This window comes from Halomonas beimenensis, assembly GCF_002549795.1.
In the GTDB taxonomy this organism is placed as follows: Bacteria; Pseudomonadota; Gammaproteobacteria; order Pseudomonadales; family Halomonadaceae; genus Halomonas; species Halomonas beimenensis.
The window spans coordinates 2,644,025-2,663,737 of record NZ_CP021435.1; the positions used below are offsets into that span (position 1 = coordinate 2,644,025).

18 protein-coding genes and 2 tRNA genes are annotated in these 19,713 nt (G+C 67.6%); 6 read left to right on the forward strand and 14 right to left on the reverse strand.

Translation table 11 applies throughout. From position 1 onward, the window contains the following. Positions 1 to 205: 205 nt before the first annotated feature. Genes BEI_RS12360 through sdhC form a run of 4 tightly spaced genes read right to left on the reverse strand, consistent with a single transcriptional unit; the run spans position 206 to position 3,422 of the window. Positions 206 to 916, reverse strand: a complete 711-nt coding sequence (locus tag BEI_RS12360; protein WP_097789802.1) for a succinate dehydrogenase iron-sulfur subunit — start codon at positions 914 to 916, stop codon at positions 206 to 208. 11 nt (positions 917 to 927) lie between these two features. Continuing rightward, positions 928 to 2,700 carry a succinate dehydrogenase flavoprotein subunit gene (gene sdhA / locus BEI_RS12365; protein ID WP_097789803.1) on the reverse strand — a complete coding sequence of 591 codons (1,773 nt, stop codon included), beginning with the start codon at positions 2,698 to 2,700 and terminating at the stop codon, positions 928 to 930. Between the two features lie 3 nt (positions 2,701 to 2,703). After that, positions 2,704 to 3,051 carry a succinate dehydrogenase, hydrophobic membrane anchor protein gene (gene sdhD, locus BEI_RS12370; RefSeq protein WP_097789804.1) on the reverse strand — a complete coding sequence of 116 codons (348 nt, stop codon included), beginning with the start codon at positions 3,049 to 3,051 and terminating at the stop codon, positions 2,704 to 2,706. Beyond that, a complete protein-coding gene (gene sdhC / locus BEI_RS12375; protein ID WP_097789805.1) occupies positions 3,045 to 3,422 on the reverse strand; it encodes a succinate dehydrogenase, cytochrome b556 subunit in 378 nt (125 codons plus the stop codon). The genes sdhD and sdhC overlap by 7 nt, the downstream gene beginning before the upstream one ends. Before the next feature lie 454 nt (positions 3,423 to 3,876). On the opposite strand from sdhC, the gene gltA reads away from it, so the two are divergent. Both gltA and BEI_RS12385 read left to right on the forward strand, forming a co-directional pair. Continuing rightward, positions 3,877 to 5,163 carry a citrate synthase gene (gltA, locus tag BEI_RS12380; protein ID WP_097789806.1) on the forward strand — a complete coding sequence of 429 codons (1,287 nt, stop codon included), beginning with the start codon at positions 3,877 to 3,879 and terminating at the stop codon, positions 5,161 to 5,163. 93 nt (positions 5,164 to 5,256) lie between these two features. Continuing rightward, positions 5,257 to 6,153, forward strand: a complete 897-nt coding sequence (locus tag BEI_RS12385) for an NAD(P)-dependent oxidoreductase (RefSeq protein ID WP_227644471.1) — start codon at positions 5,257 to 5,259, stop codon at positions 6,151 to 6,153. A gap of 394 nt (positions 6,154 to 6,547) precedes the next feature. On the opposite strand, the gene BEI_RS12390 is transcribed toward BEI_RS12385, so the two are convergent. The 3 genes from BEI_RS12390 to gltX form a co-directional block, all read right to left on the reverse strand. After that, positions 6,548 to 6,623 (reverse strand) — tRNA-Glu (locus BEI_RS12390). 23 nt (positions 6,624 to 6,646) lie between these two features. Continuing rightward, positions 6,647 to 6,722: transfer RNA gene (locus BEI_RS12395), tRNA-Ala, on the reverse strand. A 230-nt stretch (positions 6,723 to 6,952) separates the two neighbouring features. Beyond that, on the reverse strand, positions 6,953 to 8,431 hold the full coding sequence (gene gltX, locus BEI_RS12400) for a glutamate--tRNA ligase (protein ID WP_097789807.1): 1,479 nt from the start codon (positions 8,429 to 8,431) through the stop codon (positions 6,953 to 6,955). A gap of 203 nt (positions 8,432 to 8,634) precedes the next feature. On the opposite strand from gltX, the gene BEI_RS12405 reads away from it, so the two are divergent. Together BEI_RS12405 and BEI_RS12410 are read left to right on the forward strand one after the other, a co-directional pair. Next, positions 8,635 to 9,375 carry an SDR family NAD(P)-dependent oxidoreductase gene (locus tag BEI_RS12405; RefSeq protein WP_097789808.1) on the forward strand — a complete coding sequence of 247 codons (741 nt, stop codon included), beginning with the start codon at positions 8,635 to 8,637 and terminating at the stop codon, positions 9,373 to 9,375. Positions 9,376 to 9,481: 106 nt separating this feature from the next. Then, a complete protein-coding gene (locus BEI_RS12410) occupies positions 9,482 to 10,069 on the forward strand; it encodes a helix-turn-helix domain-containing protein (protein ID WP_193765107.1) in 588 nt (195 codons plus the stop codon). 1 nt (position 10,070) lies between these two features. Here BEI_RS12410 and BEI_RS12415 read toward each other — a convergent pair whose 3' ends face one another. The 3 genes from BEI_RS12415 to BEI_RS12425 form a co-directional block, all read right to left on the reverse strand. Next, a complete protein-coding gene (locus tag BEI_RS12415; protein WP_097789810.1) occupies positions 10,071 to 10,661 on the reverse strand; it encodes a hypothetical protein in 591 nt (196 codons plus the stop codon). A 61-nt stretch (positions 10,662 to 10,722) separates the two neighbouring features. Next, positions 10,723 to 11,046: a TraR/DksA family transcriptional regulator gene (locus BEI_RS12420; protein WP_097789811.1), complete on the reverse strand. Its 324-nt coding sequence runs from the start codon at positions 11,044 to 11,046 to the stop codon at positions 10,723 to 10,725. Between the two features lie 118 nt (positions 11,047 to 11,164). Then, positions 11,165 to 11,404, reverse strand: coding sequence for a hypothetical protein (locus BEI_RS12425; protein ID WP_097789812.1), 240 nt, complete (start codon positions 11,402 to 11,404; stop codon positions 11,165 to 11,167). A 143-nt stretch (positions 11,405 to 11,547) separates the two neighbouring features. Here BEI_RS12425 and dusA point away from each other — a divergent pair, with 143 nt between their 5' ends. Next, positions 11,548 to 12,549 (forward strand): tRNA dihydrouridine(20/20a) synthase DusA, encoded by a 1,002-nt coding sequence (dusA, locus tag BEI_RS12430; protein ID WP_097789813.1) that lies wholly within the window; start codon positions 11,548 to 11,550, stop codon positions 12,547 to 12,549. A 1-nt stretch (position 12,550) separates the two neighbouring features. Here dusA and BEI_RS12435 read toward each other — a convergent pair whose 3' ends face one another. Continuing rightward, positions 12,551 to 13,582: a succinylglutamate desuccinylase/aspartoacylase family protein gene (locus tag BEI_RS12435; RefSeq protein ID WP_097789814.1), complete on the reverse strand. Its 1,032-nt coding sequence runs from the start codon at positions 13,580 to 13,582 to the stop codon at positions 12,551 to 12,553. Between the two features lie 155 nt (positions 13,583 to 13,737). On the opposite strand from BEI_RS12435, the gene BEI_RS12440 reads away from it, so the two are divergent. Next, positions 13,738 to 14,343, forward strand: coding sequence for a TetR family transcriptional regulator (locus BEI_RS12440; RefSeq protein ID WP_097789815.1), 606 nt, complete (start codon positions 13,738 to 13,740; stop codon positions 14,341 to 14,343). Between the two features lie 102 nt (positions 14,344 to 14,445). Here the strand turns inward: BEI_RS12440 and BEI_RS12445 are convergent, their stop codons facing one another. The 3 genes from BEI_RS12445 to BEI_RS12455 form a co-directional block, all read right to left on the reverse strand. Further along, entirely contained in the window at positions 14,446 to 15,141 is a 696-nt protein-coding gene (locus BEI_RS12445; protein ID WP_097789816.1) for a hypothetical protein, read from the reverse strand. A gap of 146 nt (positions 15,142 to 15,287) precedes the next feature. Further along, positions 15,288 to 18,467 (reverse strand): efflux RND transporter permease subunit, encoded by a 3,180-nt coding sequence (locus BEI_RS12450; RefSeq protein ID WP_097789817.1) that lies wholly within the window; start codon positions 18,465 to 18,467, stop codon positions 15,288 to 15,290. Then, complete coding sequence (locus tag BEI_RS12455) at positions 18,464 to 19,666, reverse strand: efflux RND transporter periplasmic adaptor subunit (RefSeq protein WP_097789818.1); 1,203 nt, start codon at positions 19,664 to 19,666, stop codon at positions 18,464 to 18,466. Before BEI_RS12455 ends, BEI_RS12450 begins: the two co-directional genes overlap by 4 nt. Between the last annotated feature and the right edge of the window lie 47 nt (positions 19,667 to 19,713).

Consider the following 19,713-nt stretch of genomic DNA (forward strand, 5'->3'; position numbering starts at 1 on the left):
TCGGTCACCCTGCACTGATGGGGTGGTATCTGTCGTCACGGCTCACCCGTGGCGACATCGTCGGTGGCCGGCCGGCGGGCGGGCACCTTTGCTTCGATGGTCAAAAGCCGGTGCACGAGGCACCGGCTTCGACGTCTCACCGGGGGCCAAACTGCGACAGCGCGTCGCAGTTCGCGGCGTATGATAACAAGCCGGGGCCCACGATTTAAGTGGCATTCGCCAGCAGCATCTCGCGGATCTTGCCGATCGCGCGAGTGGGGTTGAGGCCCTTCGGGCACACCGCCACGCAGTTCATGATGCCGCGGCAGCGGAACACGCTGAACGGGTCCTCGAGACCCTCCAGGCGCTCGCGAGTGGCCTCGTCCCGGGAGTCCGCCAGGAAGCGGTAGGCCTGCAGCAGGCCGGCCGGGCCGACGAACTTGTCCGGGTTCCACCAGAACGACGGGCAGGAGGTCGAGCAGCAGGCGCAGAGGATGCACTCGTAGAGGCCGTCGAGCTTGTCGCGGTCCTCGGGGGACTGCAGGCGCTCGATGGCCGGCGCCGGGGTGTCGTTCTGCAGGTACGGCTGGATCCGCTCGTACTGCTTGTAGAACAGCCCCATGTCGACCACCAGGTCACGGATGACCGGCAGGCCCGGCAGCGGGCGCAGCGTGAGCTTGTTGTTCTTGACCACCTCGGAGAGCGGGGTGATGCAGGCCAGGCCGTTCTTGCCGTTCATGTTCATGCCGTCGGAGCCGCACACGCCCTCGCGGCAGCTGCGACGGTAGGCCAGGCCGTTGTCCTGTTCCTTCACCAGGTGCAGGACGTCGAGCACCATGAGGTCGCGACCCTGGGTGTCGACCTGGAACTCCTCCATGTAGGGGGCGGAGTCCGTTTCGGGATTGTAGCGGTACAGGGATACCTGAAGCGTGGACATCGTGACTCCCCTCAGTAGGTACGGACTTTCGGCTCGAACATGTCGACGGTCTTGGGCGCGAAGTTCACGTCGCGCTTGCCCAGCCGCTTCTCGGCGGGGAAGTACAGCGAGTGTTTCAGCCAGTTGGCGTCGTCACGATCCGGATAGTCGTAGCGGGAATGGGCGCCGCGACTCTCCTTGCGCTCCAGGGCGGCGATGGCGGTGGCCTCGGCGACCTCCATCAGGTTGTCGAGCTCGAGCGCCTCGACGCGGGCCGTGTTGAAGGCATTGGACTTGTCCGGCAGGTAGGCGTGGGCGATCCGCTCGCGGAGCTCGGCGAGCTTCTTCACCCCTTCCTGCATGTTCTCCTCCTGACGGAAGACGCCGAAGGCGTTCTGCATGGTGTCCTGCAGCTCACGCTTGAGTTCGGGCACGGTCTCGCCGCTCTCAGACTCGTTCCAGCGGGTGATGCGCTTCATGGCCGAGGCCACGTCGGACTCGCTGGCCGCCAGGTAGTCGACGCCCTCGTTGAGCGCGCTCTCGATGAACATGCCGGCCGCGCGGCCGAACACCACCAGGTCGAGCAGCGAGTTGCCGCCCAGGCGGTTAGCGCCGTGCACCGACACGCAGGCCGCCTCGCCGACGGCGTAGAGGCCGTTGACGATCTGGTCGTTGCCCTCGCCATCCTGCATGATCGCCTGGCCGTGCACGTTGGTCGGCACACCACCCATCATGTAGTGGCAGGTCGGCACCACCGGGATCGGCTCCTTGGCCGGATCCACGTGGGCGAAGGTCTTGGACAGCTCGACGATGCCCGGCAGGCGCTTGCCGAGCACCTCCTCGCCCAGGTGATCCAGCTTGAGGTAGACGTGGTCGCCGTTCTCGCCGCAGCCGCGGCCCTCGAGGATCTCCATGACCATGGAGCGGGCGACCACGTCGCGACCGGCCAGGTCCTTGGCGTTGGGGGCATAGCGCTCCATGAAGCGCTCGCCGTCCTTGTTGATCAGGTAGCCCCCCTCGCCGCGGCACCCCTCGGTCACCAGGGTGCCGGCGCCGTAGATGCCGGTCGGGTGGAACTGCCACATCTCCATGTCCTGCATCGGGAAGCCGGCGCGCAGCGCCATGCCGATTCCGTCGCCGGTGTTGATCAGGGCGTTGGTGGTGGAGGCGTAGATGCGGCCGGAGCCGCCGGTGGCCAGCACGGTAGCCTTGGACTTGACGTGAACCACCTCGCCGGACTCGATGTCCATGGCGATGCAGCCGACGACGTCGCCGTTGGCGTTCTTGACCAAGTCGACGGCGTACCACTCGTTGAGGAAGGTGGTATTGTTCTTCAGGTTGTTCTGGTAAAGGGTATGCAGCAGGGCATGACCGGTACGGTCCGCCGCGGCGCAGGTCCGGGCCGCCTGGCCGCCCTCGCCGAAGTTCTTGGATTGGCCGCCGAAGGGACGCTGGTAGATGCGGCCGTTGTCGAAGCGGGAGAACGGCAGCCCCATGTGCTCGAGTTCGAAGACCGCCTTGGGGCCCTCGGAGCACATGTACTCGGCGGCGTCCTGGTCGGCGATGTAGTCGCCGCCCTTGACGGTGTCGTACATGTGCCAGCGCCAGTCGTCGTTGGGGTCGGCGGAGGCGATGGCGCAGGTGATGCCACCCTGGGCGGACACGGTGTGCGAACGGGTCGGGAAGACCTTGGACAGCACGGCGGTCTTCTTGCCGGACTTGGCCAGCTCGAGGGCGGCCCGCAGGCCGGAACCGCCACCGCCGATGATGATGGCGTCAAAGGTCAGGCTACGCATGTTGGACATGGATCAGGCTCCCCACAGAACTTGGATGCCCCAGACCAGGAACACGAAGATGGCCAGGATGATGACGGTCTGGGTGGCGATACGGATGCCGGTCGGCTTGAGGTAGTCAGTGGTCACGGTCCACAGACCGACCCAGGCGTGCGCGGACAGCGACACGAAGGCCAACAGCGAGAAGATGCGCATCCAGGTCTGGGCGAAGAGACCGCTCCAGGCGGCATAGTCGAGGCCCGGGTGGAACAGCAGGTAGCCGACGATGAAGAGAGTGTAGAGGGCCAGAATGATGGCCGAGACGCGCTGGACGAGCCAGTCGGACAGCCCGCTGCGTCCGAAGTTCGTGATGTTGGTTACCATACCCAGACTCCCGCCAGAATGATCAGGACCACGCTCACCACCACGGTGATCTGCGCCTTCTTGACGCCCCCCTCGAGGGTCACGCCGATGTCGATGTCCATCAGCAAGTGCTTGATCCCGGCCACGAAGTGGAAGGCCAGTGCCGACAACAGCCCCCAGGCGATCAACTTCGCCAGGAAGTTGTGGGCCAGGGCGTCGCTCACGGCGGCAAAGCCCTCGGGCGAGGACAGCGAGGCGTCGAGGGCCCAGAAGCCGAAGATCAGGCCGATGAAAAGGATGACGCCGGTGATGCGGTGAGCGATCGACGTCAGGGCGGGGAGCGGAAACTGTATCGTGGACAGATCCAGATTTACGGGTCGTTTGCTATTCACGGCTTTCTACACACTCTCTTGGCCCGCGGGTGGGCACTCGGGCGAGGCCCTCACGGGCGGTGGTTTCGGGAAGGGACTCGATCGTGACCGAGGGCCACGACCGCCGTTTCCTGCCAGTCGCGCGACAGGATTATAGGGGTCCACCCCCCCCATGACAAATGAAGACGCCGCCGACTCGACTATGGTGGCAGGTTCTGAAAGTGCGCAAAAAGTCCGTCATCCCGGCACTTAGCGCACGCTCTCCGAACCCCCGCCACGCCGGGGATCGGCATGATGCGGAGCACCATTAACCAGACACAACCTATACATAGAACGCTTGTTTGCATAAGGCAAGGCCGGCCATGGGCGAATTGACAATCGCCAGGACGCTTCTATAGTGGGCGAACCTTTTCGCCGGCAAGTTCTGCGAAATCACGACTTATCGCGCCACCATGAACTCGAGAGGAGGCCAGTTATGGCTGACAGGAAAGCAACGTTGACGGTAGAGGGTCTGGATAAGCCGATCGAGCTGCCGGTCTACTCGGGCACCGTGGGGCCGGATGTGGTCGATGTCCGTGGCCTGGGCGCCGAAGGCCTCTTCACCTATGACCCCGGCTTCATGGCCACCTCCTCCTGCCAGTCCGCCATCACCTACATCGACGGCGGCAAGGGGGTGCTGCTGCATCGCGGCTACCCCATCGAGCAACTCGCCAAGCACTCCAACTTCGTCGAGCTCTGCTACCTGCTGATGTTCGGCGAGCTGCCCTCCAAGGAGCAGTACCAGGACTTCGAGGGCCGCGTCCGCGGCCATACCATGGTCCACGAGCAACTGGCCAACTTCTTCAAGGGCTTCCGTCGCGACGCCCACCCGATGTCGATCCTGTGCGGCGTGGTCGGCGGCCTGGCGGCCTTCTACCATGACCATCTGGACATCACCAAGCCGGAAGACCGCGAGATCAGCGCCATCCGCCTGATCGCCAAGATGCCGACCATCGCGGCCATGTCCTACAAGTACAACATCGGCCAGCCGTTCAACTATCCCCGCAATGACCTGAACTATGCAGAGAACTTCCTCTACATGATGTTCAGCAACCCCTGCGAGGATTACGAGATCAATCCGGTCTTCGCCAAGGCGATGGACCGCATCTTCATGCTCCATGCCGATCACGAGCAGAACGCCTCCACCTCCACGGTGCGCCTGGCCGGCTCCACCGGCGCCAACCCCTTCGCCTGCATCAGCGCCGGCATCGCCGCCCTCTGGGGACCGGCCCACGGGGGCGCCAACGAGGCGGTGCTGAACATGCTCGACGAGATCGGCGACGACTCCGAAGAGAACATCCAGCGCTTCATCGACAAGGCCAAGGACAAGGACGACCCCTTCAAGCTGATGGGCTTCGGCCACCGCGTCTACCGCAACTTCGACCCGCGCGCCAAGGTGATGAAGGAGACCTGCGACGAGGTGCTGGCCCAGCTCGGCATGGCCGACGATCCGCAGCTCAAGATCGCCAAGCGCCTGGAGCAGATCGCCCTGGAGGACGAGTACTTCATCGAGCGCAAGCTGTACCCGAACGTCGACTTCTATTCCGGCATCATCCTCAAGGCGATGGGCATCCCCACCAACATGTTCACCGTGATCTTCGCGGTGTCCCGGACCATCGGCTGGATCTCCCACTGGAACGAGATGCTTAGCGACAGCTACAAGATCGGTCGCCCGCGCCAGCTCTATGTCGGCCACGACCAGCGCGACTACCCTGCCGAGTGAGGCCGGCCCGCCGGACCGCTCGCTGACGAAGGCCGCCCCTGGGCGGCCTTCGTCGTTCGTGACGCCTGATTTCCCACCCGCAAGGAGCCATCCATGAACCCGACAATCTCGACGGTTGCCTTTATCGGCCTTGGCGTGATGGGCCACCCCATGGCCGGCCACCTGGCCCGCGCCGGCCTCGACGTTCGTGTCTACAACCGCACCGGCGACAAGGCCGCCGCCTGGGTCGGGAGCCATGGCGGCAGCCAGCATCCCACGCCCCGCGAGGCCGCCGCCGGCGCCGACCTGGTGCTGATCTGCGTGGGCAACGACGACGACGTGCGCCAGGTGACCACCGGCCCCGAGGGCGCCCTGCACGGCATGTCCGCCGGCAGCCTGCTGGTCGATCACACCACCGCCTCGGGGGAGCTGGCCGCCGAACTCGACGCGGCCTGCCGCGAACGCGGCATCGGCTTTCTCGACGCCCCGGTCTCCGGTGGCCAGCAGGGCGCCGAGAACGGCGCGCTGACCATCATGTGCGGCGGCGAGGTGGCCGACTTCGAGCGCGCCGCCCCGCTGCTCGAGCACTACGGCCGAGCCGTGACCCTGATGGGCCCGGCCGGCAGCGGCCAGCTGACCAAGATGGTCAACCAGATCTGCATCGGTGGCCTGATCCAGGCGCTGGCCGAGGGGCTGCATTTCGCCGACAAGGCCGGGCTCGACCCCTACCGCGTGGTCGAGGTCATCAGCCAGGGCGCCGCGGGCTCCTGGCAGATGGACAACCGGCATCGGACCATGATCGCCGACGAGTACGAGCACGGCTTCGCGGTGGACTGGATGCGCAAGGATCTGGGGATCTGCCTGGAGCAGGCCCGCCGGCTCGGCGCCCGCCTGCCGGTGACCGCCCTGGTGGACCAGTTCTACGGCGACGTCCAGGCGATGGGCGGCGGCCGCTGGGATACCTCCTCCCTGCTGCGCCGGCTGCAGGATCGCCCCCACGACGCCCCCTGACCGCCCTACCGAGGCGGCGACGGGACCCGCCGTCATCGTCCTGTCGCCCGCCTGCAGCGTTTTCCACACATTCTGTGGATAACCCTGTTCACAACGCCTAGATAAGCGCCCCGGACCGCCATGACTAGCGGGTCGCGCTTAGATTGATCAAATTTTGACCTATAGCAACCCACTGATTTTAAAGACTTAATTAAAGAACGCCGCAACCACGGGCTTCACGCCGCTGCTGTGCACAGGGCGGAAAACAGGAACAGGTAAAGTGGACAAGTCAAGGGGAAAAACGCCCGGTTTCTAGCACCAAAGTACTAGACAAGGCGACCGCGCGGGGGCGGCAAGCAGGCTCAGGGACAAAAAAAGACGCTCGAGGCGCCTGGATATCCACAAGAAGGGAAAGTGGCGTCCCATAGGGGGTTCGAACCCCTGTTACCGCCGTGAAAGGGCGGTGTCCTAGACCACTAGACGAATGGGACGCATCATCTCCGATAGCGAGACTTGGTGGAGCCTAGCGGGATCGAACCGCTGACCTCGACACTGCCAGTGTCGCGCTCTCCCAGCTGAGCTAAGGCCCCGCATCTCGTGAAGACGAGGCGTATAGTACTGATTCCCCTCGGCTTCGTCAACGGGAAAACGAGAATTTCCTGCTGCGCTCGATATCCTGGCCGCCGGCGGTGCCGGAGCGCCGGCCCGGTCGTCTCCTCATGTAGCAGGCTACACTCCGGGCGCTGCGCTCCGGCGGCGACCAGCCTCGGCGTCCCCGCCTATCGTCGCTCGCGACGGAACTTCAGCGTTTTCCTATTTGTTAGAGATCGCGATATTCCTTCTCGAAGCGCTTGGCCTGCTTCTTGGAGACGCCGCCGAGCACCGCGATGGCGTGACGCAGCCGCGCGCGGGTCATGTCGGAGCCGAGGATGGCCATGGCGTCCATCACCGAGGTGCTGGAGGTGGAGCCGGTGATGGCGATGAACACCGGTGCCAGGAAGTCCTTCATCTTGAGCTCGAAGTGGGCGGAGAGCGCCTTCACCTCGGTCAACAGCACCTCCTTGTGCCAGGCGGGCACCGCCTCGAACCGCCAGACCAGGAACTGCAGCAGCTTGAGCAGGTCCTCGCGGCCCAGCTTGATACCGTCGAAGTCGCCCTCCTCGATCGCCGGCAGGCCGGAGAAGAAGTGGCCGGCCAACGGCATGACGTCGGAGAGGGTCTCCACCCGCGGGCGGACCTGGGGCAGGATCCGACGCACGTAGTCCTCGTTGAAGGCCCAGTCGCGCAGCGCCTGCAGGAAGGCATCGTCGTCCAGGTCCTCGCGGATGTAGACGCCGTTGAGCCAGGTCAGCTTCTGCAGGTCGAAGACCGGCCCGCCCAGCGAGACCCGCTGGATGTCGAAGTGGCTCATCATCTCGTCGAGGGTGAACTTCTCCCGCTCGTCGGGCATGGACCAGCCCATGCGACCCAGGTAGTTGGTGACCGCCTGGGGCAGGAAACCCATGCGCCGATAATAGTTGATGGAGGTCGGGTTCTTGCGCTTGGACAGCTTGGACTTGTCGGGATTGCGCAACAGCGGCATGTGACAGAGCACCGGCATCGGCCAGCCGAAGTACTCGTAGAGCAGCTGGTGCTTGGGCGCGGAATTGATCCACTCCTCGCCGCGCAGGACATGGGTGATGCCCATCAGGTGGTCGTCCACCACGTTGGCCAGGTGGTAGGTGGGCATGCCGTCGGACTTGAGCAGGATCTGGGCATCGACCTGGGCCCAGTCCACCTCGATGGTGCCGCGCAGCATGTCCTCCACCACACAGGTGCCGCTGGCCGGCACCTTCATGCGCACCACGTAAGGCCAGCCCTCGCGCTCGCGGCGGGCGACCTCCTCCTCGGGCAGCGCCAGGTCGGCGGGCTTCAGCGCCAGGTGCATGCCGGCTTCCTTGCGAGCCTCGCGCAGGGCGTCGAGCTCCTCGCTGGTGCGGTAGCACTTGAAGGCATGACCGGCGTCGATCAGCTGACGGGCGTACTCGGCATAGATATCGCCACGCTCGCTCTGGCGGTAGGGGCCATGGGGGCCGCCCACGTCGGGTCCCTCGTCCCATTCCAGCCCCAGCCAGCGCAGGGAGTCGAGGATCATCTGCTCCGACTCCTCGGTGGAGCGCGCCCGGTCGGTGTCCTCGATGCGCAGGATGAACTGGCCGCCGTGCTGGCGGGCGAAGCAGAGGTTGAACAGGGCGATGTAGGCGGTGCCCACATGGGGATCGCCGGTGGGAGACGGCGCGATACGGGTACGTACGGTCATGTCGTCCTTGGTCCAGTCGGGGGAATGGGGCCCCAGGCGCCTGCGGAACGCCGCTCAGTGCTCGATCGGGTCCCGCAGGCTCCTCGCCAGGGCGGATGGGCGCATTATACGCACCTCGCCTCGGCCCGGCAGCCGTGGCGGCGGAATCATTGCCAGGCTCGATGGTCCATGACTGGAATCCCCCGCTACCTCAAGGAGCGAGCATGCTGCCCCAGCTTCCCGACGGTTTCACCGCCCTGGTCACCGGCGCCTCCGGGGGAATCGGCTCGGCCCTGGCGGATGCGCTGCTGGCCAGCCCACGGCTGGGCCGCCTGCATGCCGTCAGTCGACGTCCGCAGCGGCGCGACGATCCCCGATGGAACCCGGTCCGGCTGGACATCACCGATCCCGCGGCCCTGGAGCGGCTCGCCGACCACCTCGACGGGGCTCCCCTGCACCTGATGGTCAATGCCGTGGGCATGCTGCACGACGAGCCCGCCGGCATCGCCCCGGAAAAACGGCTCGCCGATCTGGATGCCGCGGCCCTGGCCCGCCTGTTTCACGTCAACGCCGCCACGCCGGCCCTGCTGCTCAAGGCCCTGGAGGGCTCGCTCAAGGGGCGCCACCCGGCGCTCATCGCCAGCCTCTCGGCCCGGGTGGGCTCCATCGGCGACAACCGCCTGGGGGGCTGGTACGGCTACCGGGCCAGCAAGGCGGCCCATAACATGCTGATGAAGACCGCGGCCGTGGAGCTCCGGCGGCTCAATCCGCATGCCACCGTGGTCTGCCTGCACCCCGGCACGACCGACACCGCCCTGTCCCACCCCTTCCAGGCTCGGGTCCCCGAGGGCAAGCTGTTTTCCCCGGACTTCGTGGCCGAACGCCTGCTGGACGTGCTGGGCCGCCGCACACCGGAGGACAGCGGCGACTTCCGGGACTGGGACGACATGGCCATCCCCTGGTAACAGGGGAGGAGACGGGTTGTCATAGCGTTGATGCGCGCTATTGCACAGCCCTGAGCAATCACGGACCATGCTTTCCTTTCCTCGATCTCAGACAGGACGACGTTCAATGGAAACTCTCGGCCCACGGATCAAGCAACTCAGGCTGGAGGCCAAACTCAACAAGGCCGCGCTCGCCCGGCGGGTCGGTGTCTCGGACGTCACCATCTCCTACTGGGAGTCCGGGGCCATCAAGCAGATCGGGCATGAGCGCCTGGTCGCCCTGGCCCAGGCCCTCAACTGCCCGCTCTCCGCACTGCTGGAGGGCGAACGCCAGCGTCCCGCCCCCCTCTTGCTCCGCCACGAGGGCGCTCCTCCCTGGGAGGGCCACGAGAGCCAGGGGATCACCCTGCCCCTGGAATTGACCCCAGGCCAGCGGTGGGACGGCGACTGCCACCTGATCACGCCCGCCCCGGGCGAGACCTTCGATTACCTGGACAGCGGGGATCTGGCGGCCATCGCCCCCACCGAGATCTTTCGACAACCCGGTCTCTACCTGATCGAGGAACAGGGCCGACTGGTGCTGCGCCATGTCCGGCAGGGCACGAGGGGCGAGCTGACCTTCCAGGGCGACGGCGGCGACGCACCCTCTCCCTACACGCCCGACTGCCGGTTGGTCGGCAAGGTCGTCGGCCTGTGGCGCCAGGAAACCGTCTAGCCTATTCGAGTTCCAGCACCTCCACCTGGTCGGTGGTGTGGCGTGGCTGGCTGCCGACCAGGAAGCGCTGGGTGGTGCTGACCACCCGTCCCAGGCCATGGCGCGACTGCCCGACCAATGGACCCTGGAGATGCTCGCCGTCCTGTCCCAGTCGCGCCCGTACCTCCGGGGGCTGGATGCTCGCCGCGGGCATGTTCACGGTGATGCGATAGCCCCCGTCCGGCAGCCCGCTGCCCGGCCCGAAGGGGCCCGCGGAGAAGCCTCCCCCTTCCACCCGGGTCCGTTGCTGCCAGCGCACCCCGCTGACCTCCCTTTCCACCAGCACCTGAAGACGGGTGGTTTCCGGCAGGTTGGTGGCGCCCTCCACCAGGAGCCGACGATCGTTGCGAAGCCGGGCGGACACCTCGATCGTCACCGCCTCGTCGAAGGGCTCGACACGAGGCGCCGGCTCCGGCGCCTCCTCGACCACGTCCGGCTGGGCCACTCCCCCGAGCCGCTGATCGGGAGGCGGCTTGTCCTCCTCGTTTCCGCCACAGGCCGACAGCCACCCTGCCAACCCGGCCAGCAGCAGACCTCGATACCACGCCTTCATGGTCGTCCTCCCTGTCCGGCCCATCCCGACCCGCCCGGCCCCCAAGGGGGGATCGGGGGTCTCATCCTGCCTCGGCGCAGTCGCGGCAGAGCGTGGTGAAGGGCACGGCCGACAGTCGCGCCTCGTCGATCAGCTCGCCGCAGTTCTCGCAGTTCTCGCCCTGCCCCTCGCGGATCCGGGCCAGCGCATGCATGACCTGGATCAGCTCCTCCTCGGCCTCGTTCTCCAGGGAATCGATCGTCTCGGCGTTCTCCAGCTCGATGGACTGCTCTTCCAGGTCCTTGTCCAGCGGACCGCCGGCCCGAGTCTTGTCTGCCCGATAGCGCTCGAGGCGATCGATCAGCTCGTCCCGCAAGGTTTCCAGTCGCTCCTGGCGATCGCTCATGTCATGTCTCCCCAGCCATTGACACGGGAACGGGGGCGTCGCTGGGCGAACGGCGTCCCCGGGTTGCTACTTCCGACACTACCACCACGTCGAAGCTCCCTGCTTCAACGCCCGCCCATCACTCCATCTCCAGGGCCTCATAGCCCTGCGGGGTGAGCTCGAGCCGCCGGGGGTCGCCGTCGGGATCGCGCTCCACCCGGAGGCGTCCCGTCACCTCCAGCGCCTCGATATCGGCCACCAGCTCGGGCAGCAGGCTGTCCTCGCCCACATGACCGAAGGGCGCGGCCAGCACGCCGCCGTGCTGCAGGACGCGCGCCAGCAGTTCCCGCTGGCTGTCATCGAGTGCCTCGTCGCTCATGCTCGCCTCCTGACCGTTACCGCCACGTCGACACCATGAGTATGGACGAAGCCGGCTCGGAGCCTTCTCACGCAACGCCGCCCCTCGCAACCTACGCCGCGACTGGTAGAATGCCACCTCACCGCCCTACCCCTGTGATGCCGATGACCGATCTCGACCGTACCTTCTCCGTCGCGCCGATGATGGACTGGACGACCCGCGACTACCGCGCCTTCGCGCGAACCCTGACGCGGCGCGCCCTGCTCTATACCGAGATGGTGACCACCGGGGCCATCCTGCACGGCAGCCCCCGGGAGCGCTTCCTCGGCTACGACCCGGTGGAGCATCCGCTGGCCCTGCAGCTCGGCGGCAGCGACGCCGGGGCGCTGGCCGAGTGTGCGGCCATCGCCGAGGAATGGGGCTACGACGAGGTCAACCTCAACGTCGGCTGCCCCAGCGACCGGGTGCAGAACAACCTGATCGGCGCCTGCCTGATGGCCCACCCGGACAAGGTGGCGCACGCGGTCGCGGCCATGCGCGAGGCGGTGTCGATTCCCGTCACCGTCAAGTGCCGCATCGGCATCGACGACCAGGACGAGGACGCCGACCTGGCACACTTCATCGAGCGGGTCGCCGACGCCGGCTGCGAGGTGTTCATCGTGCATGCCCGCAAGGCCTGGCTGGAGGGGCTCTCGCCCAAGGAGAACCGCGACATCCCGCCGCTGAACTATCCGCGGGTCCACCGGCTGAAGGCCAGCCGTCCGGACCTGCATATCGGCATCAACGGGGGGCTCAAGAGCCTGGAGGCGTGCCAGGCGCAGCTCGAACACGTGGACAGCGTGATGGTCGGCCGCGAGGCCTACCAGAACCCCTGGTTGCTGGCCGGTGTCGACGAACACCTCTATGGCGAGCCGGGGCCGGCCGCGAGCCGCCATGCCGCGGCCCGGGCGCTGCGGCCCTACATCGCCGAACGTCTCGCCGAAGGCGCGAAGCTCAACCACGTGACGCGCCATCTGCTCGGCCTCTTCCAGGGGTGCCCGGGGGGACGCAAGTTCCGTCGCCACCTCTCCGAACACGCCCACCGCGATGGCGCCGGTCTCTCGGTCTTCGACGACGCCCTGGGCCTGGTCCCCGAGCCGGCACCCGCCCCGGCGCTGGCCGGTTGACTCAGTACAGCGGGTCAGGCGGCGGCTCGAGGCTGGACTGGAAGGTCTCCACGGCGTTCTCGGCCTCCTCGATGGCATCGAAGCGAGCGATATGGAAGAGCGCCTCGCCCTCGTTGGCCAGCGGCAGGCGACCCATGCCGATGACGATGCCGTCGGCCATGGAGCGCACCTCGCCCTCGGCGTTGCCGAAGGGATCGGCGACCCGCCCCAGCAGCTCGCCCTTGGCCACCCGGGCGCCCAGGCGTACCTGCGGCCGCAGGATGCCGTCGATGGGGGCCCGAGCCCAGCTCGAGCCGTTGGCCACCTCGGCGGCCGGCGGCGTGCGTCGGCGCTTCTCGCCGCTGAGCATGCCGAGCCGGCGCATCACGGGCGGCACCCCGCGCACCCCCGGGGCGATGGCCCACTCGTCGAAGCGCAGGGCTTCCCCGGCCTCGTAGGTGAGCACCGGGATGTCGCGGGTCTCGGCATAGTGGCGCAGGCTGCCCTCGCGGAGGTCGGCATTGAGGATCACCGGCGCGCCGAAGGCGTTGGCCATCCGCTCGGTCTCGCTGCCGGGGATGAGCTGCGCCCGGATCTGGGGCAGGTTGGTGCGATGGATGGCCCCGGTGTGCAGATCGATGATGTGGGTGGCCTGATCGACGATCTGTTCGCGAAACAGCGCCGCCACCCGGCTGCCCAGGGAGCCGGACTCGCTGCCGGGGAAGCAGCGGTTGAGATCGCGCCGGTCCGGAAGGTAGCGGCTGTGCTGGACGAAGCCGAAGACGTTGACGATCGGCACGCCGATCAGGGTGCCACGCAGCCGCTGGATCTGGCGGGAACGCAACAGCCGACGGACGATCTCCACGCCGTTGATCTCGTCGCCGTGGATGCCGCCGCACACCAGCATCACCGGCCCCGCCTGGCGTCCGTGCACTACCTCCACCGGGATATGCAGCGGGGCATGGGTGTAGAGCCGAGCCACCGGCACGTCGATCTGGCTGCGGGAACCCGGCGCCACGCGCACGCCGGCGAGTTCGAAGGGGGCTCGCGCCATGGGCGACCTCTCGATGGAAACAGCGTTCTCTCATATTCCCGCATCCCGGCAGCGGCGACAAGCGCTCACAAGATAGCGAGCATTCGCTTTCTAATGTGATACTCCCCATTCGATCGGGTAGAATGAGGGACAGACCCGTCAGGAGTGGATCATCTATGGCCCGACGCACCAAGGCCGAAGCCGAGGCGACCCGCCTGGCGCTGCTCGATGCCGCCGAGGAGGTCTTCTTCGAGAAGGGAGTCGCCCGCACCTCCCTGGAGCAGATCGCTCGACACGCGGGGATGACTCGGGGCGCCGTCTACTGGCATTTCCGCAACAAGGCCGACCTCTTCCGTGCCATGCTCGAACGGGTGCGTCTGCCCTTCGAGGAACTGGTGGCGGAGACCGCCGGCGAGGGCACCTCACCGCTCGAGGCCATCCGACTGGGCTGCGAGCGCGGCTTCCTGCGCCTGGAACAGCCCCGCCATCGCCGGGTCCACGCCATCCTGGTCCACCGCTGCGAGTTCTTCAGCGACATCGACCCCCAGGCCATGCAAAGCGAGATGGCCAGCGAGTGTCTCGAGGCCCTGGGAGACTATCTCGGCGCCGCCCGCGCGCAGGGGTTGCTTCGCGAGGACCTCGCCCCCGAGGTCGCCACCCGCCTGCTGCAGTCGCTGCTCAGCGGCATCTTCCACGACTGGCTGCGCGACCCCGAGGCCTATTCCCTCCATGAGCGCGGCATGGCCCTGGTCGATGCCCAGCTCGCCCTGATGCGCCGCTAGGAGCCATTTCGTCGAATCGCGCGCCATTCGCGCCTCACTCGATCGATGAACTTGACTCGAAATCCGTGATTCTCGTGACGACCGGTCAGACCCGACTGGCTCCTAGGCCGAGGCCGACCCGCCGTTGCGTGAGCCCGGCCCGTGATGACGCCCCAACAGGTGCAACCGCACCAGCCGGGTACGGGCATCCAGGAATTCCCGCTCCGGCACCGCACGAAAGGCCCCGGCCTCGGGCAGGTACTTGACCAGCACCCGCCGCTCGCCCGGCGTCGGCCGCTCGCCCGGCTTACCCAGCAGGCAGACGTCCCGGGCTTCGTCTTCCTCGAGCACCGCGGTCACCCGGCCATCGGCCTCAGCCTGGTCGGTGACCCGCACGACCTCGCCAAGCAGGCAGCGGGGATGGCGTTCGGGATGCCGATGCAGGGGACGGTGCAGGCGATGGCAGATGCCCGCCGCCAGGGGCGAGGCGAGCGCGAAGGCTGCCCAGAGCACCAGCACGCCGAGGGGGATGCGGAAGAAGCCCAGCGGCAGCCAGGTCAGCACGGCGACCTCCACGCCCAGGGTCAGGAGCCCGGCCAGCACGATCAGCACCGTCAGGGCCAGCGAGGCCGGCAGCCCGGCGAAGCCCAGCGAGACCAGGGCACTGGCCAGGTTGTCGTTGCGCAGGCTGTCGTGCTCGAAGAGCTCCAGGGGCGCCAGGCGCAGCAGCACGAGCAACCAGTAGAGCGCCAGCAGCCCCAGCAGGACGCTGAAGACGATCAGCGGAAAGCGCAGCGCGTAGGCGATGAGGGTGTCCATGGCGAGTCCTCCGTGAAGCCCGTTAGCGGGCGAAACGATGCCTGTCCCTCAGCATAGCCGCCCTCGCCGTCTCGTCACCTTCCACCGACACGCCGACGGGCACCGCCCCCGGGGGGACGATGCCCGTCGGCGGGTCGACGCCGCCCTCAGCCGGCGTCCTGCTCCAGGGCGGGACGATCCCCGGCCTGGTGACGTATCAGGCCGCGCAACCGCTCGGAGATGCCGGCGATCATGGCGTAGAAGGTCGGCACGAAGAGGCTGCCGATCACCGCCACCGCGGCCATGCCCACGGCCACCGTGGTGCCGATGTGATGGCTGCTGGTATCGCTGGCGATGGCGGCCAGGGCCAGCGGCAGGGTACCGAAGATGAAGGCCAGCGAGGTCATCACGATGGGCCGGAACCGCAGCTCCGCCGCGGTGATCGCCGCCTCGCGGATCGAGCGGCCCAGCTCGCGGCGCTGCAGCTCGGCGAACTCCACGATCAGGATGGCGTTCTTGGCCGCCAGGCCTACCACCACCAGCATGCCGATCTGCACATAGACGCTGGTGTCGAGCCCGCGCAGGACGATCCCGCCGATGCCGCCCAGGAAGGCGAAGGGCGTCGAGGTCAGCACCGCCAGCGGCAGCGACCAGCTCTCGTACTGAGCCGCCAGGATCAGGAACACCATCAGCAGGCCGAAGACGATGGCCAGGGTCGCGGCATTGCCCGCCGAGGTCTCCTGGTAGGCGGTGCCGGTCCAGCCCATGCCCCAGCCGTCGCCGAGCTCCTCGGCGACGATCTCCTCCATCGCGGCGATGGCCTGCCCCGAGCTGTAGCCCGGCGCCGGGCCGCCCTGGAACTGGGCGCCGGTGTAGACGCCGAAGCGGGTCACCACCGCGGGAGCCGCCTGACGCTCCAGGGTCACGAACTCGGAGAGCGGGATGCGCTCGCCGTTGCCGCCGCGCACATGGACGTTGGCCACGTCCGCCGGGGTCCGGCGGAAGCGGTCCTCGTTCTGCAGATAGACCTGGAAGTTGCGGCTCTGGTAGTTGAAGAAGTTGACGAAGCCGTTGCCGAAGGTGCTCGCCAGGGTATTGTGCAGATCCTCCAGCGAGACCCCGTAGCTCAGCGCCTTCTGGCGGTCGATCTCCGCCCGGAAGGACGGCACGTTGACGTTGAAGGTGGTGAAGACGCGGTTGAGCGCCGGATGCTGGCCGGCGGCCTGCATGACCTTCACGGAGGCCTGGTAGAGCTCCTGGGGCGAGGCCCCCTCGAAGGACTGCAGGTAGCCGGTGAAGCCGCCGGTGGTCGAGAGGCCCATGATCGGCGGCATGTTGAAGGCCATGGCCGAGCCGCCCGGAATCTGGGCGCCCAGGCCCATGATGCGGCCGACCAGCTCATTGGCGGTGAGGTTACGCTCGCTCCAGGGCTCCATGTTGACGAAGATGATCCCCCGCGCGGTGTTCACCGAGCTCGAGAGGATGTCGTAGCCCGCCACCGCCGTGGAGTACTTGACCCCGGGGATCTCCTGGATGGCCGCACTCAGCTCGCCCATGTAGTCCCGGGTCCGCGTCAGGGAGGCCGAATCCGGCAGCTGCACGGCGGCCAGCACGATGCCCTGGTCGGTCTCCGGCACCAGGGTCGAGGGCGTGTTCTGGTAGAGCCACCAGGACCCGCCGCCCACCAGGGCGGTGAGCAGCAGGGCGAGTCCCCAGAACCGCACCAGCTTCTTGACCACCCAGAGGTAGACGGCGGTGATGCCGGCGAAGAGCCGGTCGAAGAGCCGCAGCGGCGTGCGCACCGCGCGGCCGAAGGCGGTGGAGGTCTCGTTCCACTTGCGCTTGATGAAGATCGCCGAGAGCGCCGGGGTGAAGGTCAGCGCCATCAGGGCCGAGAAGGCCACCGAGATGGCGATGGTCAGGGCGAACTGCTGATAGATCTGGCCGGTGAACCCGCCCAGGAAGGCCACCGGCACGAAGACCGCCGCCATGATCAGCGAGGTGGCGATGACCGGCCCGCCGACCTCCTTCATCGCCTGGACGGTGGCCTCGCGAACCGAGATGTCCTCGTCCTCACCGAGCACCCGCTCGACGTTCTCCACCACCAGGATGGCGTCGTCCACCACGATGCCGATGGACAGCACCAGCGCGAACAGCGTCAGCAGGTTGATGGAGAAACCGAAGGCATAGAAGCCGGCGAAGGTTGCCAGCACCGAGACCGGCACCACCGACATGGCGATCACCGTGAAGCGCCAGTTCTGCAGGAAGATGAACAGGATGACGCCGACGATCAGGAAGGCCTCGATGAAGGTGTGCAGCACCGTCTCCACGGAGGCGTCGATGAACTGGGTGGTGTCGTAGGGCACCACGTACTCGAGGCCCGGCGGGAAGCGTCCGGACAGTTCCTCCATCGTCGATTCGACCGCCGCCGCGGTCTCCAGGGCATTGGCGCCGGGCTGCTGGTTGATGATGATCGGGGTCATGGTGCCGCCGTTGAGGCGTGCCTCGACCCCGTAGAAGGAGGCACCGAGTTCGATGCGCGCCACGTCGGCCAGGCGCAGCGCCGAGCCGTCGGGGTTGGTGCGCAGGAAGATCTCGCGGAAGTCGTCGACGCTCGACAACCGGCCGCCGGCGGAGATGGTGTAGGTGAAGGCCCGCGGGTCGGACTGGGGGGTGGCTGCCAGGTTGCCGGCCGGCACCTCGGTGTTCTGGGCGCGGATCGCCCGAGCCACCTCGGCGGGCGTCAGGTCGTACTGGGCCAGCTTGTCCGGGTCCATCCACACGCGCATGGCGAACTCGCCGCCGCCGAGCACCTCGGCGGACCCCACCCCCGGCACCTGGCGCAGCTCGTCCAGGACGTTGAGGGTCGCGTAGTTCTGCATGTAGATGCGGTCGTAGTCCCCCTCCGGCGAGATCAGCGAGACCAGCATCAGGATGGAGCTGGAGCTCAGCTCAACCGTCACCCCCTGGGACTGCACCGCCTCGGGCAGCTGGGACAGCGCGCCCTGCACCCGGTTGTTGACGTTGATGGTGTTGATGTCGCCGTCGGTGCCGATGTCGAAGGCCACCGAGAGGCTCATCGAGCCGTTGTCGGCGCTGGTGGAGGTCATGTAGAGCATGTCCTCCACGCCGTTGATGGCCTCGGCCAGGGGCGCGGCCACCGTCTGGGCCACGGTCTCGGCGTCGGCCCCGGGGAAGGTGGCGTTGACCGAGACCGTGGGCGGCACCACGCTGGGGTACTGCTCCACGGGCAGCACCCGCATGCTCATCAGCCCGACCAGGGTCAGGATGATGGCCAGCACCGAGGCGAAGATCGGCCGCTTGATGAAGAAGTTGGCGAAGTTCATGGCGTACCGCTCCCTTCGCCCGACGCGGCCTCGCCGCCGTTCCTGGCCATCAGCGCTTCGGCGTCGCCGTCGAAGGCCTGGGGCGCGATGGGCGTGCCCGGCTGCAGGCCGGCCGGGTCACCGACCACCACCCGTTCGCCGGGTTCGACCCCGCCGCGCAGGATCTGCCAGGGGCCGGCCAGCTCGCCGAGTTCCACCGGGCGGGCCCGGGCCACGTCGTCCTCGTCGAGCACGAACACCTGGGGCCCCATCAGGCCCTGGGTCAGGGCGATCTCCGGCACCGCCAGGACGTCGAAGCGCTGCATGCCGGCCAGCCGCACGCGCACGAACTGGCCGGGCAGCACCGCCCCGTCCGGGTTGGCGAAGGTCGCCTTGGCCTGGACGGTGCTGGTGGCCTCGTCCACCCGGGAGCCGAGGAAGTCCAGATGGCCTTCCAGGGTGCCGCCGCTGCCGGGCAGCGACAGGCTGGCCCCGATCGACGTCGGCGCGCGATTCCCCAGCTGGCGGCGCAGCGCGAAGGCGTCCTCCTGGGGCAGCTGGAAGCGCACCTCCAGCGGATCCAGCGGCGTGATGGTGGCCAGCTCGGTGCCGGGGCTGACCAGGTTACCCACGTTGACGCGGCTGAGGCCGATCACCCCCCCCACCGGCGCGGTGACCTCGGCATAGCCCAGGTCGATGCGCGCGCTGGCCAGGGCGGCCTCGGCCTGGGCCACCCGGGCCCGGGCCACGTCGAGATCGGCCTGGGCCTGATCCACCTGCTGACGGCTGACCGAGTTCTGGTTGAGCAGCCGCCGGAAGCGAGTGGCATCGCGCTGGGCCCTCGCCAGCTCCGCCTGGGCGCTTTCCAGGTCGGCCTCGCGCTGGGCCACGGTCGCCTCGTAGAGGTCGGGCTCGATCGCATAGAGCGCCTCGCCCTCCTCGACGACCTCGCCGGGTTCGAAGCGGCGCGCCTCGAGGAAGCCGGTGACCCGGGCCACCAGGGTCACCTCGTTCTCGCTGCGCAGCTTGGCGGGATAGGACTTGTCCAGGGGAATGTCCTGGCGGGCCAGCGTCATGACCGGCTTGGGTTGCGGCGGCGCCTGGCCGGCGTCGGCCGCGGCGGCTTGCTGCTGAGGGGGCTCTCCCTGGCCACAGGCGACCAGCATCAGGCTCGCGGCCAGGGCCAGCGCAACCCGGGTCCGTTGCAGGATCGTGTTCATCTCGGGCTATCTCGTTAGGGGATCGAAAGTCGTTGACGCGCGGCGGC